The following is a 16,551-nucleotide window of genomic DNA, read 5'->3' on the forward strand; positions in this document are numbered from 1 at the left end:
GAGCAGGAGACACAGCACGATGCGCATCGGAATCCTCACCGCGGGCGGCGACTGTCCAGGCCTGAACGCAGTGATCCGATCGGTCGTCCACCGGGCCGTGGCGCAGTACGGCGACGAGGTCATCGGCTTCGAGGACGGCTACCGAGGACTGCTGGAGGGGCACTACCGCACCCTCGACCTCGACGGTGTCAGCGGCATCCTGGCCCATGGCGGCACCATTCTCGGCTCTTCCCGCCTGGAGCGCGACCGGTTGCGCGAGGCGTGCGAGAACGCCTCGGACATGATCCGCGACTTCGGGATCGACGCCCTCATCCCGATCGGCGGCGAGGGCACGCTCACCGCGGCGCGCATGCTCTCGGACGCGGGTCTGCCGGTGGTCGGCGTCCCCAAGACGATCGACAACGACATCTCGTCCACGGACCGCACCTTCGGCTTCGACACCGCGGTCACCGTGGCCACCGAGGCGATGGACCGGCTGAAGACCACGGCTGAGTCCCACCAGCGTGTGATGGTCGTGGAGGTCATGGGCCGCCACGCCGGATGGATCGCGCTGGAGTCGGGCATGTCGGCCGGTGCCCACGGCATCTGTCTGCCCGAGCGCCCCTTCGACCCCGCCGACCTGGTCAAGATGGTCGAGGAGCGCTTCGCCCGCGGCAAGAAGTTCGCGGTGATCTGCGTCGCCGAGGGCGCGCACCCCGCCGAGGGCACCATGGACTACGGCAAGGGTGAGATCGACCAGTACGGCCACGAGCGCTTCCAGGGCATCGGCACGGCGCTGGCCTACGAGCTGGAGCGACGGCTCGGCAAGGAGGCCAAGCCGGTCATCCTCGGCCACGTCCAGCGCGGCGGCACGCCGACCGCCTACGACCGGGTGCTCGCGACCCGCTTCGGCTGGCACGCGGTGGAGGCGGCGCACCGCGGCGAGTTCGGCATGATGACGGCGCTGCGCGGCACGAACGTGGTGATGGTGCCGCTGGCGGAGGCGGTGACCGAGCTGAAGACGGTGCCCACGGACCGGATGGACGAGGCGGAGTCGGTGTTCTAGGCGTTGCAGGCGCCGGCAGGTACATTCTGGTCGCCCGGGGGCTCAGACGGAGCTCCTCTCGACCGTGGACCAGAAGATCCCGACGATGTGGTCGAGATAGTCGCGGCCGGCCTCGCCCGAGTCGGCCGCGGCCGCCGTGGCGCCCCAGTTGAGCGGGGCGACCATCTGCCCCTGGTAGTCGGCGTGCATCTCCTCCAGGACGTCCTCCAGGAGATGCCGGCCCAGGGGCAGCAGTTTGCCGAGCGGGCGGACGTACGCCTGCCAGCGGGCGGTGACCGCGCTGCGCAGCAGTTCAGCGAGCCGGCCGTCGCGCCCGGACACCGTGATGAAGTCGGGCAGGGTCAGGCCCAGCACCTCGGTCAGAGCGGCGGACTGCCGGTCGTTGCCGCGCCACTCGCCCGCCTCCTCCATCCGTACGTAGGCGAGGAGTTCGAGTCCCACGGCGTGCGCGATGTCCTCCGGCGCCAACCCGCGCGCCACACGGTGCTCGCGTAACGTGCGTGGAGCGCCGATGAGTTCACCGGTGGAGCACCACAACATGCCCGCCAGCGCGGTGAGTTCTGAGGTGCTCGGGGCGCTGATCCCGCGCTCCCAGGCGATCACGAGGTCGACGGTCACATAGGGGAGTCCGTAAGAGGAGCGCATGCCGTAGGCGACGTGCTCGGGCCGCATACCGAGCGCCGCCCGCAGTCTCCGGGCGGCAAGGGCGTTGAACGGCGGAGTGGGTGGGGTGGGCTGCTGAGACTGCGGTCGGTGCACGCGCACAACGTAGGGGCGCGTGGACTGCGGTGACTACGGTCTGTTCGGCCACACTCACGGATTGTAGGAACATACGGTTTCGGCCGCCGGGGGTTTGACGGCGGACACCGCCCGTCGGCCCCGCCGAGCGGGTCACGGAGGCCGCGGGGCCCGGCCCGGGACGGCGCTCCCGCGGGCGGCGCGGAGGGCGTCGGGCAAGGTGACGGGTCATATGCGTGCTTGTGAGGGCCGCTCCCGCCGTTGATCACGGGGCGTACGGGACGGCCCGGGGAGCGTCGGCGCGGGTGGACACCGGAGGACCATACGTCAGGGGGACAGGGGTGGTGAAGGGGTGCGCGGGAGCGGCTGGCGCGGCGTGAACCTGTCGATCCCGGTGCCGCCGAGACCCGGGACCCGGCCGCCGTGGGCCGGATTCAGCGCGTCCGCCCGGTCTCCCGGGCCCATCTGTACACCAACTCCGGTCGCCCGACCTGCCCGTACAGCGGACTGCGCCCCGCCCGGCCCGCCTCCACCAGGTGCTCCAGATAGCGGCGGGCGGTGATCCGGGAGATGCCGACAGCCTCGGCGACCCCCGCGGCCGTCAGTCCCTCCTCCTGCTCGCGCAGCACCCCGGTCACCCGCTCCAGGGTCGGTGCGCTCAGCCCCTTGGGCAGCGCCGCCGGTCCCGGCGCCCGCAGCGTGGCCAGGGCCCGGTCCACCTCCTCCTGGCCGCTCGCCTCGCCCGCCGCGCCCCGGAACTCGGCGTACCGCACCAGCCGGTCCCGCAGCGTCGCGAAGGTGAACGGCTTCAGCACGTACTGGACCACCCCCAGCGAGACCCCCTCCCGCACCACCGCCAGATCCCGCGCCGACGTCACCGCTATCACGTCTGCGTGGTAGCCGGCCGCCCGCAGGGAGCGCGCCAGCTTCAGGCCGTGCACATCCGGCAGATGGAGATCCAGGAGCAGCAGGTCCACGGGGGTCCGGTCCAGCAGGCGCCGTGCCTCCGCTCCCGTGTGCGCCGTGCCCACCGCCGTGAAGCCCGGCACCCGGCCCACGTACATCACATGGGCGTCGGCGGCGACCGGGTCGTCCTCCACGACGAGGACACGGATGGGCTCGCTCACAGGTCACCTCCGGGCAGGGCGGGCTCGGCGAAGGCCCCGGGAAGCTCGTCGGCCGCCGCGTCCGTCCCCGAAGCCGCCCCTACGGTAGGCAACGGGATCCGCGCCTCGAACTCGGCCCCGCCTCCCGCGGCCTCCGACACCGTCAGGTTGCCCTCGTGGCGGCGCACCGTCTGACGGACCAGGGCTAGGCCGAGGCCCCGGCCGCCGGGTGCGGGGGCCGGTTTGGTCGACCAGCCACGCCGGAACACCGCCTCCGCGTGCGCGGGATCGACCCCGGCGCCCGTGTCCGACACCCGCAGCACCAGCTCCGCCCCCTCCGCGCAGGCGGTCACCGTCACCCGGCCGCCCTCCGAGCCCTGGGCCGCGTCCACCGCGTTGTCGATCAGGTTGCCGAGGATCGTGACCAGGTCCCGGGCCGGCAGGGACGGCGGCAGCAGCCCGTCGTCGATGCGGCTCGCCTCCGAGACCACCAGTTCCACGCCCCGCTCGTTGGCCTGCGCCGCCTTGCCGAGCAGCAGCGCCGCGAGCACCGGCTCGTTCACCGCGGCGACCACCTGGTCCGTCAGGGCCTGCGCCAGCTCCAGTTCGGCCGTGGCGAAGTCGACGGCCTCCTCCGCGCGGCCCAGCTCGATCAGCGAGACCACCGTGTGCAGACGGTTGGCCGCCTCGTGCGCCTGGGAGCGCAGCGCCAGGGTGAAGCCGCGCTCCGAGTCCAGCTCGCCCATGAGCGACTGGAGTTCGGTCACATCGCGCAGGGTGACCACCGTGCCCCGGCGTTCGCCGCCGGAGACCGGGGAGGTGTTGACGACCAGCACCCGCGTCGCCGTCAGATGGACCTCGTCGACGCGGGGCTCGGAGGACAGCAGCGCACCCGTCAGCGGGGCGGGCAGCCCAAGTTCGGCGACCGAGCGGCCGACCACCTCGCCGCTCACCCCGAGCAGCTCCCGCCCGCCGTCGTTGATCAGCGCCACCCGGAAGCGGCCGTCCAGCATCAGCAGACCCTCGCGCACGGCGTGCAGCGCGGCCTGGTGGTAGTCGTGCATCCGGCTCAGCTCGGTGGCGTTCAAGCCGTGGGTGGAGCGGCGCAGCCGGGCGTTGATCACATACGTGCCGACGGCGCCCAGGGCCAGTGCCCCGCCCGCCACCGAGACCAGGGTCGTCACCTGTTCCCGGATCCGCGCCGAGACGGTGTCGACCTTGATGCCCGCGCTCACCAGGCCGATGATCCGGCCGCCGTCCCGAATGGGCGTGACCGCGCGCACGGACGGGCCCAGGGTCCCGGTGTAGGTCTCGGTGAACGACTCGCCCTTCAGCGCGCGGGCGGTGTGGCCGAGGAAGTGCTCGCCGATCAGCTCCGGGTTGGGGTGGGTCCAGCGGATGCCCTGGGGGTTCATGATCGTGACGAAGTCGACGCCGGTGTGGCGCTGCACCTCGGACGCGTACGGCTGGAGCGTCTGCGTCGGATACGGGGTGTGGATCGCCGTCCGTACCGAGGGGGCGTCCGCGACCGAGCGGGCCACCGCCATCGCCTGCCGGCCGGCCGCGTCCTGGGCCTGGCCGCGGTCGCTGACGTAGGAGAAGAGGGCGTACCCGGCGACGAGCACCGCGATCAGCACGGCCTGCATCGCGAAGAGCTGGCCGGCCAGGCTGCGGGGTCTCGGGAGTCTGGGCACGCGCATGCGTTCAGTCTGCCTCGCGGTCCCGGCCCGGCGTCAGGGCCGCGGCCGGCCTTCTCGGCGTCCCCGGCGGTCCTACGGGGCCTCGCGGTCCCCCGTACCGGGGCCTCGGTCCGCCGTACCGGGGGCCGCCGACGCCCTCGTTCCGCACGACCGTCGCCGTATAAGCGTGAACTAAATGAACGGAAGGGTGACCGCCCTCACAGGGCGGGAGATAGTCACCGCATCCCCGGGAGCAAGACGCCTCCCGGTCGCCGGGGGGATGTCTTCCGGCCACCGGGCGGACGCCTCCCGGTACCCCCGGACGTGAGCCGCACGCCGGAAGATCCGACGACGACGTCGAGGAGGGCAGCCGTGGCCAGCACACCCGGAACGGCACCAGCCACGCCCGCAGCCAGGCGGGACCGCACCCACTATCTCTACCTCGCGGTGATCGCCGCGGTGGTCCTCGGTATCGCCGTGGGCTTCGCCGCGCCCGATTTCGCCAAGGAACTGAAGCCGCTCGGCACGGGCTTTGTGAGCCTGATCAAGATGATGATCTCGCCGATCATCTTCTGCACGATCGTGCTAGGTGTCGGCTCCGTCCGAAAGGCCGCCAAGGTCGGCAAGGTGGGCGGGCTCGCCCTCGGCTACTTCGTCGCGATGTCCTTCGTCGCGCTCGCCATCGGTCTCGTCGTCGGCAATGTCATCCACCCCGGCAGCGGGATGCATCTGACCGAGGCCGTGAAGGGCGTCGGGCACCAGCAGGCCAAGGCCGCCGCCGAGGGGCCGGTGGACTTCCTGCTCGGCATCATCCCGACCACCATGGTGTCGGCCTTCACCCAGGAGCAGGTGCTCCAGACGCTGCTCGTCGCGCTGCTCGTGGGCTTCGCGCTGCAGGCCATGGGACGCTCCGGCGAGCCGGTCCTGCGCGGGGTCCAGCACATTCAGAAGCTGGTCTTCCGGGTGCTCGCGATGATCATGTGGGCAGCCCCGATCGGTGCCTTCGGCGCCATGGCGGCCGTGGTCGGCGAGACCGGCGTGGACGCGCTGAAGGCGCTGGCCACGATCATGGTCGGGTTCTACGTCACCTGTCTGCTGTTCGTCGGGATCGTGCTCGGCACGCTGGTGCGCGTGGTGGCCAAGGTCAACATCTGGTACCTGCTGAAGTACCTCGCCCGCGAGTTCCTGCTGATCGTGTCCACCTCCTCCTCGGAGTCCGCGCTGCCGCGGCTCATCGCCAAGATGGAGCACCTGGGCGTCAGCCGTCCGGTCGTCGGCATCACCGTGCCGACCGGCTACTCCTTCAACCTCGACGGCACGATGATCTATCTGACGATGGCCTCGCTGTTCATCGCGGACGCGCTGGACCAGCCCATGAGCATCGGGTCGCAGATCGGTCTGCTGCTGTTCATGATGGTCGCCTCGAAGGGCGCGGCCGGTGTCTCCGGTTCCGGTATCGCCGTCCTGGCCAGCGGTCTGCAGTCGCACAAGCCCGCCCTGGTGGACGGTGTGGGCCTGATCATCGGTATAGACCGGTTCATGAGCGAGGCCCGCGCCGTGACGAACTTCGCGGGCAACGCGGTCGCCACCCTGCTCATCGGCACCTGGACCGGTGAGGTCGACAAGGAGCGGGTGCGGCGGGTGCTCGCGGGCGAGATCCCCTTCGACGAGCAGACCCTGGTGGACGAGGAGGACGGCGCGGCGGCCCCGCTGCCCGAGCAGGGGGGCGACAAGGAACTGGCCAAGGCCTGAGCCTCGTATCCCCGTAATCCTCGTATCCCGTTTCCCTGTGCCCCGGGCGGCCGGACCGATCCCCCGTCGCCGGCCGCCCGGTCCGCACCTCCCCGACTCCGAGCGGCCGGGCCCCTTCCCTGTGGGCCCGGCCGCTCGGTGCTGCTCAGGGCCCCTTGGACGGCTGCCCGCCGGCGTCCGGGGGCTTCACCCGCTGAGCTTCGCCACCAGTTCGGCGGCCCGGGAGGCGGGCACGCCCACCGCGCACAGCAGGGTGAGCGCGGCGGAGGGGCCCGCGTCCCGGGCCGGGAGCAGACCGTCGTTCACCGCCTCCATCAGCGCGAACAGCATCTGCTCATGGACGTACGCCAGAGCCTTCGGCGGCAGCGGTGAGACGAACACGCCCTGCTCCAGGCCATGGGCCAGGACCTCGGCACAGGCCGCGCGGACCGGCGCGAGACGGTCGCGGATGCCCTGCACGGTGACGCTGCGCTGGGCCAGCGCGACCAGGATCCGGTAGCGGTCGGCGACCTCCCACACCGCCAGGATCGAGCGGGCCACGGCCTCCGCCGGGTCCGCCACCCCCTCGCGCCCCGCCGCGTGCGCAGCCGCGACCGCCTCGACGGCGCCGTCGACGAGCGTGCTGATCAGTGCCTCGCGGCTCGGGAAGTGGCCGTAGACCGTGCGTCGTACGACACCGGCGGCCCGGGCGATCTGGTCCATGGACGCGTCCGGGTCGCGCAGCAGCTCGGTGAGCGCGACCTCGAGGATGCGGCGGCGGTTGGCGTCGGCCCGGCTCGGGTTACCCGTGGTCATGTCAGCCATTCTGCACGCCCGCTCGGTCGCTTACCTGTGCCTCCACAGAGTCTTCGCCTCCCCATTTGCACAGCGCTGTGCAACGCCGTACATTGCACATGGTTGTGCAACTGCACGCCACTGTGCAAGTCGTCGGCCTGCACAGGCCCTCGGCCACGGAGAAAGAGGAAGGCCCGCACCCATGCGTCTCGTCATGAACGAACCGGTCGAGAGAATGGACCGGCCCTACGCCCGGCGCTGGTGGGCACTGCTGGTGCTCTGCCTGAGTCTGCTGATCATCGTGATGGCGAACACCGCCCTCACCGTCGCCGCGCCCGACATGACCCGCGACCTCGGCCTGTCCAGCGCCGACCTGCAGTGGGTCATCGACGGCTACACCGTCCCCTACGCGGCCCTGATGCTGCTGCTCGGCGCGATCGGCGACAAGTACAACCGGCGCGGCGCGCTCGTCCTCGGGCTCGTCGTCTTCGGCGGCGGTGCCGTCTCCGGCTATCTGGCCGACAGCGCCGTGACGGTCATCGCGGCCCGTGCGGTGATGGGCGTCGGCGCCGCGCTGATCATGCCCGCCACCCTCTCCCTCCTCGCCGCCACCTTCCCGCGCGCCGAGCGGGCCAAGGCGATCACCCTGTGGACCGCCACCGCCGGCCTCGCCATCGCGGCGGGTCCCCTGGTCGCCGGTGCCCTCCTGCAGCACCACGGCTGGTCGTCCACGTTCCTGATCAACGTGCCGATCGCCGCGGTGGCGCTCGTCGCCGCCCTCGTCCTGGTCCCGCCGTCCCGGGCCGCGCACCACGACCGCATCGACTACGTCGGCGGCGCGCTGTCCGTCGTATGGGTCGGCTCCCTCGTCTACATGATCATCGAGGGGCCGCACTTCGGCTGGGGTGCCAAGGCGGTCACGGCGGCCGTCGTCGCGGGCGCCGGGCTCATCCTGTTCGTCCTCTGGGAGCTGCGCCACCCGCGCCCGGTACTGGACGTGCGCCGCTTCGCGCACCGCCGCTTCGCCGGCTCCAACCTGGCCGTCGCGCTGTTCTTCCTGTCCGTCTTCGGCGCCTTCTACTACCTCACCCAGCACCTCCAGTTCGTTCTCGGCTACGACGCCCTCCAGACCGGGGCGCGGATGCTGCCGCTCGCCGGCGCGGTGTTCGTCGGCTCCGCGCTGACCGGCTACCTCACCCCCCGAATCGGTATGCGGATCACGGTGACCGCGGGCATGGTCGGCGGCACGGCCGCCCTCGCACTGCTCACCCGGATCGACTCCACCTCGACGTACGACGACCTCGTGCTGCCCCTGGTGATCCTGGGCCTCGCGATCGGCCTCGCGCTCTCGCCCTGCACGGACGCGATCATGGGCGCGTTCCCGGAGTCCGAGCTGGGTGTCGGCGGCGCGGTGAACGACACCTCCCTGGAACTCGGCGGCTCGCTCGGGATCGCCATCCTCGGCTCGGTCCTGGCCGACTCCTACTCCTCGCACCTCGAGGACGCCACGGCCGGCCACGGACTGCCCCCGGGCGCCCTGTCCACCGCCCAGGACTCCGTCGGCGCCGGCTACGCGGTGGCGCAGGGCATCGGCGACAAGGCCAGGCAGCTCGCCGAGCAGGCCGCGCACGCCCAGAACGCCCGGCAGGCCGGGCAGCTCAAGGCGCAGGCCGACCAGCTCGCCCACGGCGCCCGGCAGATGGCCGACGCCGTCGGCGCCTCCTTCGCGGACGCGGTCGCCCACACCAGCCTGGTCGGCGCGGTGATCCTCGCCGTCGGGACCGTGCTGGTCGGGGTGCTGCTGCCGCGGAAGGGCACCACGGCCGCCGCCCGGGAGGAGAATGAGGAGCGCGAGCTCGTGGCCGCCGGAAACCGCTGATCCGCCGCGGAACCCCAGGCCCCTGCGTCTACGTCTCGTACTACGAGTGCGACCGTGCCGTGCCGGACCGTCCGGCACGGCACCTTTTGTCCGGGAGGCACGGGGCATGAAGATCGACTGGGACCGGCGCACCTGTGCGCGCCGCGGGCATGTGACCTACGCGCCCGACGACCCCCGGCTGCGGGTCCGGCTGCACGCCCAGACGGCGCTCGGGGACGTCTGGCGGTGCCTGCGCTGCGGCGACTTCGTGCTCGGCGAGCCGCACGGCACCGGACCGGCCTCCGACGCGCCGCTCGTGCCGCGCGGCAAGGTGCTGCGCGACCTGTTCATCCTGCGCTTCCTGGCCCTCGAACGGGCGGTGCGCGGGGTGTTCATCGTGCTCGTCGCGGTGGCCGTGTGGAAGTTCAGCAACAGCCAGGACGCGGTACGGCGGCTCTTCACCGAGTACCTCGACGTGCTGCGGCCCGTCTTCCGGCACTTCCACTACGACCTCGACCACTCACCTGTGGTCGGCACCGTCCAGAAGGCCTTCGGCTACCGCCACTCCACGCTGCTCCTGGTCGCCGGGCTCCTGCTGGCCTACGCGCTGATCGAGCTGATCGAGGCGGTCGGGCTCTGGTACGCCAAGCGCTGGGCGGAGTATCTGACGGTCGTCGCCACCGCGGCCTTCCTGCCCCTGGAGATCTACGAACTCACCGAGCACGTCAGCGGACTGAAGATCGCCACGCTGGTGCTCAACATCCTCGCGGTCCTCTACATCGCCCTCGCCAAACGGCTGTTCGGGCTGCGCGGCGGCCGCAAGGCGTTCGACGAGGAGCGGCACAGCGCCTCGCTCATGGAGGTGGAGGAGTCGGCGGGCCTGGAGGTCCCCGTCTGACCCGGGCCGGCGCCGGACCCAGCGGGCCCGCGGCCTTGACCGTGCGCAGCACCGGCGCCGACTCCAGCGAGCGGATCCCGTCCAGGGCGCCCAGGCGGCGGGTCAGATACGCGTGCAGCGCGGCGGGGTCCGGGCACAGTGCCTGGGCGAGCAGATTGGTGGGGCCGGTCGTCGCCGCGACGAACGCCAGCTCGGGATGGCCGGCGAGGGTGTGCGCCACCTCGTCCAGCCGGGCCGGCGCGACCGACATCCACAGCAACGCCTGCGCGGTCGCGCCCAGCACCGTGTCGTCCAGGTCGACATCGAAGTAGAGGGCACCTGAGGCCTGGAGCTCGGCGAGCCGGCGCGCGACCGTGGCGGGCGACCAGCCGGTGGCCGCGGCCAGCTCGGCCTGGCTCGCCCGGCCGTCCCGCCCGAGCGCCTCCAGCAGGGGCAGATCGGCGTCGGTGAGCGGGCGTGCCGTCACCGGCGCCTCGCCGCCCGGCCGCAGCAGCCGGACCTGGTCCTCCGTCAGCACCACCTCCCGGCCCCGCCAGCCCGTCGGCCCGCCCCGGTAGACATGCAGCAGACAGTGCGCCGAGAGCGCGGTGATCCCGTTCGTGCGCGGAAGGTCGTGCAGCAGCAGCGTGTGCCCGTCGTCCGCGGGCGTCTGCACCACCGCCAGGATCTCCGTGCCGCCCGAGGCCAGCCGCACCCAGGACGTGTCCGGACGCCGGGCCAGCGCCCGCGCCAGATCCTGTGCGGTGTGCGGGCCCGCGCCGAGCCGCAGCAGCCACTGGGTGCGCCCGGCGTGCCCCGGCTCCGCCAGCCCGACGACCCGCAGCGACGCCTCGGCCGCCAGCCGCCGGAAGCGCCGCGCCACCGTCTGCGTCGACACCCCGAGCACGCTGCCGACACGGCTGAACGGGGCCCGGCCGTCGATGTACAGCGCGTGCAGCAGAGCCCGGTCGATCTCGTCGATCACGGATGAATCCCTCACCGGTCGGCACCGCATGGAAGAAATCCGCAGTCTAGGCGCCATTGATGGAACGCGCATGGCGTTCGCCCGCACGCTCGCCGGCATGCGGAACAGTCACTCCTTGCGCTGGGCGGCACTGGCCGTCCTGCTCGTCGCCGAGGCGATGAACCTTCTGGACGCCACGATCATGAACGTGGCCGCACCCGCCGTCCACGCCGATCTCGGCGGCCCGGTCTCCGCCATCCAGTGGTACGGCGCCGCGTACACCCTGCCGTTCGCGGTGCTGCTCGTCACCGGTGGCCGTCTCGGTGACATCGCCGGCCGCCGGCGGGTCTTGCGGGCCGGGACGGCCGTGTTCCTCCTCGCGTCCCTGGCGTGCGCCTGTGCGCCCACGACCGGTGCGCTGCTCGCCGCGCGGGCCGTGCAGGGTGCCGCCGCGGCGCTGGTGATCCCCCAGACCATCGGGCTGATACGCGCCCTGTTCGACGGGAGTGAACTGGCCCGCGCCATGGGCTGGATCGGCCCGGTGATGGGCCTGGCCGCGGTCTGCGGACCGGTCCTGGGCGGGGCGCTCACCCATACCGCGTCCTGGCGGGCGGCGTTCCTCGTCAACGTCCCCCTCGGCGTCGGGGTGCTGCTCGCGACCCCGCTGCTGAGCGAGGACCGGTCGCTACGGCGTCCCCGGCTGGACCCGCTCGGCACTGCCCTGGCGACCGCCGCCGCCGGACTGGTCACGTATCCGCTGATCGAGGGCGCCGGCCTGCTGCGGTACGCCGTGACGTGGACCGCGGGCCTCGCTCTGGCCGCCCTCTTCGCCCTGCACCAGCGGCGCCGGGACCGCCTCGGCCGCAGCCGCCTCGTGGAACCCGGTCTCTTCGCCGACCGTGGCTTCCCGGCCGCGCTGCTGTGCTCCCTGCTGTTCTTCGCGGTGGTGACCGGGCTGACGCTGGTCGTGGTCGTCCAGCTGCAACTCGGCCCGCGCATCGGGGTGCTCCCCGCCGGTCTGACCCTGCTGCCCTGGTCGTGCGCGATGGCCGTCGCGTCCTGGTACGCGGGGGTGCGGCTGGTGCCGGCGTACGGGGCGCGGGTCCTGCACGCGGGGCTCGGGGTGCTGCTCGCCGGGGTCCTGGCCGCCGTCGCCGTGTACGCCGTCGTCCCGGCCGGCCGCTACCCGTGGCCGCTGCTGCCCGTGCTCGCCGTGTGCGGTGCGGGGCAGGGGCTGTTCACGGTGCCGTTCTTCACCACGGCGCTGCACCGGGTGCGCCCGCACGAGACCGGCTCCGCGGCCGGGCTGCTCAACGCCGTGCAGCAGCTCGGCTCAACGCTCGGGGTCGCTCTGCTCGGCAGCGTGTTCTTCGCCCGGGGCGCCGGGGCCGCGTTCGGCACGGCGGCCGGGCTGCTGGTGGCCACCGGGGTGGCGGGTGCCCTCATGACGCGTTGCCTTGACGTCGGCGTCAAGAGTTACGGTCGGGCGCATGCGAATCGGTGAGCTGGCGGCGCGGGCCGGGACCACCACCCGGACCCTGCGGTACTACGAGTCACGGGGGCTGCTGACCGCGCGGCGCGCGGGCAACGGGCACCGCACCTACGACGAGGGCGATCTGAAGCTGCTGCGGCAGATCCGGACGCTGCGGGACTTCGGGTTCGACCTGGAGGAGACGCGGCCCTTCGTGGAGTGTCTGAGGGCCGGGCACCCGGAGGGCGACTCCTGTCCCGCGTCGCTCGCGGTCTACCGCCGCAAGCTGGACGAGCTCGACGCGCTGATCGGCGAGTTGAACGCCGTACGGGCGCAGGTCGGGGTGCAGCTGGCGAAGGCGGAGGAGGCCCGCGAGGCGCTGGCGGCCGAGGCGGGGGTTCCGGGCGGTCCGGAACCGGTGTGCGAGCTGGGAGGGCGACTGCGGTGATCAAGGCGGCAGGTGTGACCGAGGTGACGGACGCGGACTTCGAGGCGGAGGTGATCGGGGCGGAGCTGCCGGTGCTGGTGGAGTTCACCGCGGACTGGTGTCCGCCGTGCCGGCAGATGGGGCCGGTGCTCAGCGCCCTGGCCACGGAGGAAGAGGGCCGGCTCAAGGTGGTGCAGCTCGACGTGGACACCAATCCGACGACGACGAACGCGTACAAGGTGCTGTCCATGCCGACCTTCATGGTGTTCCGCAGCGGTGAGCCGGTGAAGGCGATGGTGGGGGCCCGGCCGAAGCGACGGCTCCTGGAGGAGCTGTCCGACGTGCTCTGACCTGGTCCGCAACAGAGAAATCCCCCGGGGCAATTGCGCCCGGGGGATTTCTTTGCGTATATTCAATGATTCGCGACTTCATTTAAATGGGGTCACGAAGAAGTCCAGTGAGCACAGTATATCGGGTCGGGAGCGGAATTGTCAAACACCGAATTTCCTGACGATGAATTGCGGCATGAGCAGGAATTCATCGACGGGCTGTACGCACGGGTGGACGTGGTGCGCGGCGACACCGAGACCTCCGTCGCGGACGCGCTCGCGCAGGGCGACAAGCCCATGCAGGCCCGGCTGGAGCGGGACATCCTCGTGGCCGAGCGTTCGGGGCTGCTGGCGGCGCTGAACGCCGTGGACGGCTCGCTCTGCTTCGGCCGTATCGACCTCACCTCCGGGGCGAGCCACCACATCGGCCGTATCGGGCTGCGCGCCGACGACGCGGAGCGCACGCCGATCCTCATCGACTGGCGGGCCGACGTCGCGCGACCCTTCTACCTGGCCACCGGCCACACCCCGCTGTGCCTGCGCCGGCGCAGGCACATCGGCACCGACGGGCGCCGGGTCGTCTCCCTGCACGACGAGATCCTCGACCTCGCCGACCACGAGCGCACCGGCCACGAGGACCCGACCGGGGACGCCGTGCTGCTGGCGGCGCTCAACTCCGCCCGCACCGGCCGGATGAGCGACATCGTGCAGACCATCCAGGCCGACCAGGACCGCATCATCCGCGCTCCGCACCGGGGCGTGCTCGTGGTGGAGGGCGGCCCCGGCACCGGCAAGACGGCCGTCGCCCTGCACCGGGCGGCCTATCTGCTCTACGAGCACCGGGAACTGCTCGCCCGCCGCGCCGTCCTCATCGTCGGCCCGAACCCCGCGTTCCTCGGCTACATCGGAGAGGTGCTGCCCTCGCTGGGCGAGACCGGGGTGCTGCTGGCGACCGTCGGCGAACTGTTCCCCGGGGTCAGGGCCACCGCGACCGACACTCCCGAGGCCGCCGCCGTCAAGGGCCGCGCGGAGATGGCCGACGTACTGGCCCGGGTCGTCCGCGACCGCCAGGCGCTGCCCGACCCGGTCATCGCCGTCAAGCACGACCGGGAGGTGCTGCTGCTCGACGACGGGCTCGTCAACATGGCCCGCGAGCGCACCCGCGCGGCGAAGCTGCCGCACAACGTGGCGCGCGAGCACTTCGAGGGCCACATCCTCAACACCCTGACGGACATGGTCGCCGAGCGGATCGGGACCGACCCGTACGACGGCACGAACCTCCTCGACGCGAGCGACATCACCCAGATCCGCGACGAACTCGCGGAGAACCCCGAAGTCTGGTCGGCGATCGACCAGTTGTGGCCGCGGCTGACCCCGCGGCGGCTGGTCGCGGACTTCCTCGCCGATCCGGAGGGCTATCTGTCCGACGAGGACGCGGCCGCCGTCCGCCGCCCGGTCACCCGGGCCTGGACCGTCGCCGACGTGCCGCTGCTGGACGAGGCGGCCGAACTCCTCGGCGAGGACGACCGGGTGGCGCGCGCCCGCGCCGAACGCGAGCGCGAGACCAAGGTGTCGTACGCGCAGGGCGTGCTGGACGTGTCGTACGCCTCCCGGACGTACGAGTTCGAGGACAAGGAGGAGGACGACCCCGAGGGGTCCGAGGTGCTGTCCGCGCACGACATCATCGACGCGGAGCGGTTCGCCGAACGGCACGAGGAGGCGGACCACCGCAGCGCCGCCGAACGCGCGGCGGCCGACCGCACCTGGGCGTTCGGCCACATCATCGTCGACGAGGCGCAGGAGCTGTCGGCGATGGCGTGGCGGCTGCTGATGCGCCGCTGCCCGACCCGCTCCATGACGCTGGTCGGGGATCCGGCGCAGACCGCCGAGTCCGCCGGGATCGGCTCCTGGTCGGGGATCCTCGCGCCGTACGTCGAGGACCGCTTCGAACACACGCGCCTCGGCGTCAACTACCGCACCCCCGCCGAGATCATGGAGGTCGCGGCGGCGGTCGTACGGGCCGAGGACCCGGACTTCGAGCCGCCGAGCTCGGTGCGGTCCACGGGGGTACCGCCCTGGGTGCGTGCCACCGACGACCTGCCCGGAGCCGTGGCCGAGGCGGTCCGGGAGCTGACTCCGTCCGAGGGCCGGCTCGCGGTGATCGCCCCGCGCGCTCTGCACCGGTCGCTCGCCGCTCGGCTGGACGGGGTGACGGCGGGTGCGGAGCCCGATCTGACGCGGACCGTCGTCCTGCTCGACCCGCGCCAGTCCAAGGGCCTCGAGTTCGACTCCGTGCTGGTGGTCGAGCCCGGCCGGTACGGCACGAGCGACCTCTATGTGGCCCTGACCCGGGCGACCCAGCGGCTGGGGATCCTGCACCGCGACCCGCTGCCACAGGCCCTGGCCGAGGCGCCGACGGCATAGGGGTGGCCGCCTCCGGGAGCCGCCGCCCCCGGAGGCGCCCGCACGGTGTCCCGCGTCAGGCGGGCCGCAGCCACACCGTCGACAGCGGCGGCAGCGTCAGCCGGATGCTCGCCGGGCGGCCGTGCCAGGGGGTGGGCTCCGGCTTCAGCGGGTCCGGATTGTGGACGTCGCTGCCGCCGTAGCGCGCGAGGTCGGTGTTCAGGACCTCGTGCCAGGCCGGTACGTCGTCCGGGACACCCAGCCGGTAGTCGTGCCGGACGACCGGCGAGAAGTGGGACACGGCCAGCAGGGGCGTGCCGTCCGCGTCGAGGCGCAGGAACGCCAGCACGTTGTCGTCGGCCGAGTCCCCCGTCACCCACTGGAACCCGGACGGCTCGGTGTCCCGCTGCCACAGCGCCGGAGTCCCGCGATAGACCGTGTTCAGCTCGCGGACCAGATCAAGCACACCCCGGTGGTCGGCCGACGCGCCGTAGCCCGGGTCGAGCAGCCACCAGTCGGGGCCGCGCGCCTCGGACCACTCGGAGCCCTGGGCGAACTCCTGCCCCATGAACAGGAGCTGCTTGCCCGGATGGGACCACATGAAGCCCAAATAGGCACGGAGATTGGCGCGCTGCTGCCACCAGTCGCCGGGCATCTTCGACACCAGCGACCGCTTGCCGTGCACCACCTCGTCGTGCGAGATGGGCAGGACATAGTTCTCGCTGTACGCGTACACCATCGAGAACGTCATCTCGTTGTGGTGGTAGCTGCGGTGCACCGGCTCATGGGCCATGTACTGGAGCGAGTCGTGCATCCAGCCCATGTTCCACTTCAGGCCGAAGCCCAGCCCCCCGAAGCCGCTCGGGCCGGGGTGGTGGGTGGCGCGGGTGACGCCGTCCCAGGCGGTCGACTCCTCCGCGACGGTCACCACACCCGGATTCCGCCGGTACACCGTCGCGTTCATCTCCTGCAGGAACGCCACGGCGTCCAGGTTCTCCCGGCCGCCGTGCCGGTTGGGCCGCCACTGGCCGTACTCGCGTGAGTAGTCCAGATAGAGCATGGAGGCGACCGCGTCCACCCGCAGGCCGTCGATGTGGAACTCCTCGCACCAGTACACGGCGTTGGCGA

At 72.2% G+C, this 16,551-nt stretch carries 14 protein-coding genes; 8 read left to right on the forward strand and 6 right to left on the reverse strand.

Annotation, left to right across the window (positions count from 1 at the left end):
* Window positions 1-19 precede the first annotated feature (19 nt).
* A complete protein-coding gene (locus ACFYX0_RS25475; protein WP_311697296.1) occupies window positions 20-1,045 on the forward strand; it encodes an ATP-dependent 6-phosphofructokinase in 1,026 nt (341 codons plus the stop codon).
* Between the two features lie 42 nt (window positions 1,046-1,087).
* On the opposite strand, the gene ACFYX0_RS25480 is transcribed toward ACFYX0_RS25475, so the two are convergent.
* From ACFYX0_RS25480 to ACFYX0_RS25490, 3 genes are all read right to left on the reverse strand, one after another.
* A complete protein-coding gene (locus tag ACFYX0_RS25480; RefSeq protein WP_388973355.1) occupies window positions 1,088-1,810 on the reverse strand; it encodes a helix-turn-helix domain-containing protein in 723 nt (240 codons plus the stop codon).
* Between the two features lie 407 nt (window positions 1,811-2,217).
* Complete coding sequence (locus ACFYX0_RS25485; RefSeq protein WP_355923515.1) at window positions 2,218-2,910, reverse strand: response regulator; 693 nt, start codon at window positions 2,908-2,910, stop codon at window positions 2,218-2,220.
* Window positions 2,907-4,589, reverse strand: coding sequence for an ATP-binding protein (locus ACFYX0_RS25490; protein WP_388973357.1), 1,683 nt, complete (start codon window positions 4,587-4,589; stop codon window positions 2,907-2,909). Before ACFYX0_RS25490 ends, ACFYX0_RS25485 begins: the two co-directional genes overlap by 4 nt.
* 351 nt (window positions 4,590-4,940) lie before the next feature.
* Here ACFYX0_RS25490 and ACFYX0_RS25495 point away from each other — a divergent pair, with 351 nt between their 5' ends.
* Window positions 4,941-6,320 (forward strand): cation:dicarboxylate symporter family transporter, encoded by a 1,380-nt coding sequence (locus ACFYX0_RS25495; RefSeq protein WP_311697292.1) that lies wholly within the window; start codon window positions 4,941-4,943, stop codon window positions 6,318-6,320.
* Between the two features lie 186 nt (window positions 6,321-6,506).
* On the opposite strand, the gene ACFYX0_RS25500 is transcribed toward ACFYX0_RS25495, so the two are convergent.
* Window positions 6,507-7,115, reverse strand: coding sequence for a TetR/AcrR family transcriptional regulator (locus tag ACFYX0_RS25500; RefSeq protein WP_388973359.1), 609 nt, complete (start codon window positions 7,113-7,115; stop codon window positions 6,507-6,509).
* 181 nt (window positions 7,116-7,296) lie between these two features.
* Here ACFYX0_RS25500 and ACFYX0_RS25505 point away from each other — a divergent pair, with 181 nt between their 5' ends.
* Both ACFYX0_RS25505 and ACFYX0_RS25510 read left to right on the forward strand, forming a co-directional pair.
* Window positions 7,297-8,973, forward strand: coding sequence for an MFS transporter (locus ACFYX0_RS25505; protein WP_388973361.1), 1,677 nt, complete (start codon window positions 7,297-7,299; stop codon window positions 8,971-8,973).
* 106 nt (window positions 8,974-9,079) lie between these two features.
* Window positions 9,080-9,850: a DUF2127 domain-containing protein gene (locus ACFYX0_RS25510; RefSeq protein WP_388973363.1), complete on the forward strand. Its 771-nt coding sequence runs from the start codon at window positions 9,080-9,082 to the stop codon at window positions 9,848-9,850.
* On the opposite strand, the gene ACFYX0_RS25515 is transcribed toward ACFYX0_RS25510, so the two are convergent.
* Window positions 9,807-10,814 (reverse strand): Lrp/AsnC family transcriptional regulator, encoded by a 1,008-nt coding sequence (locus ACFYX0_RS25515; RefSeq protein ID WP_388973364.1) that lies wholly within the window; start codon window positions 10,812-10,814, stop codon window positions 9,807-9,809. The genes ACFYX0_RS25510 and ACFYX0_RS25515 overlap by 44 nt on opposite strands.
* 70 nt (window positions 10,815-10,884) lie before the next feature.
* On the opposite strand from ACFYX0_RS25515, the gene ACFYX0_RS25520 reads away from it, so the two are divergent.
* The 4 genes from ACFYX0_RS25520 to ACFYX0_RS25535 all read left to right on the forward strand — a co-directional run bounded on the left by ACFYX0_RS25520 (window position 10,885) and on the right by ACFYX0_RS25535 (window position 15,444).
* The gene (locus ACFYX0_RS25520) at window positions 10,885-12,297 is read left to right on the forward strand and encodes an MFS transporter (protein ID WP_388973366.1); all 1,413 of its coding nucleotides are present in this window, start codon (window positions 10,885-10,887) and stop codon (window positions 12,295-12,297) included.
* Entirely contained in the window at window positions 12,284-12,712 is a 429-nt protein-coding gene (locus ACFYX0_RS25525) for a MerR family transcriptional regulator (protein WP_388973368.1), read from the forward strand. The genes ACFYX0_RS25520 and ACFYX0_RS25525 overlap by 14 nt, the downstream gene beginning before the upstream one ends.
* Before the next feature lie 14 nt (window positions 12,713-12,726).
* Window positions 12,727-13,041 carry a thioredoxin family protein gene (locus ACFYX0_RS25530; RefSeq protein WP_388973370.1) on the forward strand — a complete coding sequence of 105 codons (315 nt, stop codon included), beginning with the start codon at window positions 12,727-12,729 and terminating at the stop codon, window positions 13,039-13,041.
* Window positions 13,042-13,179: 138 nt separating this feature from the next.
* Complete coding sequence (locus ACFYX0_RS25535) at window positions 13,180-15,444, forward strand: HelD family protein (RefSeq protein ID WP_388973372.1); 2,265 nt, start codon at window positions 13,180-13,182, stop codon at window positions 15,442-15,444.
* A 55-nt stretch (window positions 15,445-15,499) separates the two neighbouring features.
* Here ACFYX0_RS25535 and glgB read toward each other — a convergent pair.
* Window positions 15,500-16,551: 1,4-alpha-glucan branching enzyme (glgB, locus tag ACFYX0_RS25540; protein ID WP_388973374.1), on the reverse strand; the 1,052-nt coding region annotated here is incomplete at its 5' end.

The organism is Streptomyces sp. NPDC002573 (assembly GCF_042889625.1).
GTDB classification, from domain to species: Bacteria; Actinomycetota; Actinomycetes; order Streptomycetales; family Streptomycetaceae; genus Streptomyces; species Streptomyces gibsoniae.

Coding starts and splice junctions, on each gene's coding strand:
- ACFYX0_RS25505 (WP_388973361.1), top strand. CDS start 7,297: ATGCGTCTCGTCATGAACGAACCGGTCGAGAGAATGGACCGGCCCTAC.
- ACFYX0_RS25490 (WP_388973357.1), bottom strand. CDS start 4,589: ATGCGCGTGCCCAGACTCCCGAGACCCCGCAGCCTGGCCGGCCAGCTC.
- ACFYX0_RS25510 (WP_388973363.1), top strand. CDS start 9,080: ATGAAGATCGACTGGGACCGGCGCACCTGTGCGCGCCGCGGGCATGTG.
- ACFYX0_RS25525 (WP_388973368.1), top strand. CDS start 12,284: ATGCGAATCGGTGAGCTGGCGGCGCGGGCCGGGACCACCACCCGGACC.
- ACFYX0_RS25475 (WP_311697296.1), top strand. CDS start 20: ATGCGCATCGGAATCCTCACCGCGGGCGGCGACTGTCCAGGCCTGAAC.
- ACFYX0_RS25500 (WP_388973359.1), bottom strand. CDS start 7,115: ATGACCACGGGTAACCCGAGCCGGGCCGACGCCAACCGCCGCCGCATC.
- ACFYX0_RS25520 (WP_388973366.1), top strand. CDS start 10,885: ATGGCGTTCGCCCGCACGCTCGCCGGCATGCGGAACAGTCACTCCTTG.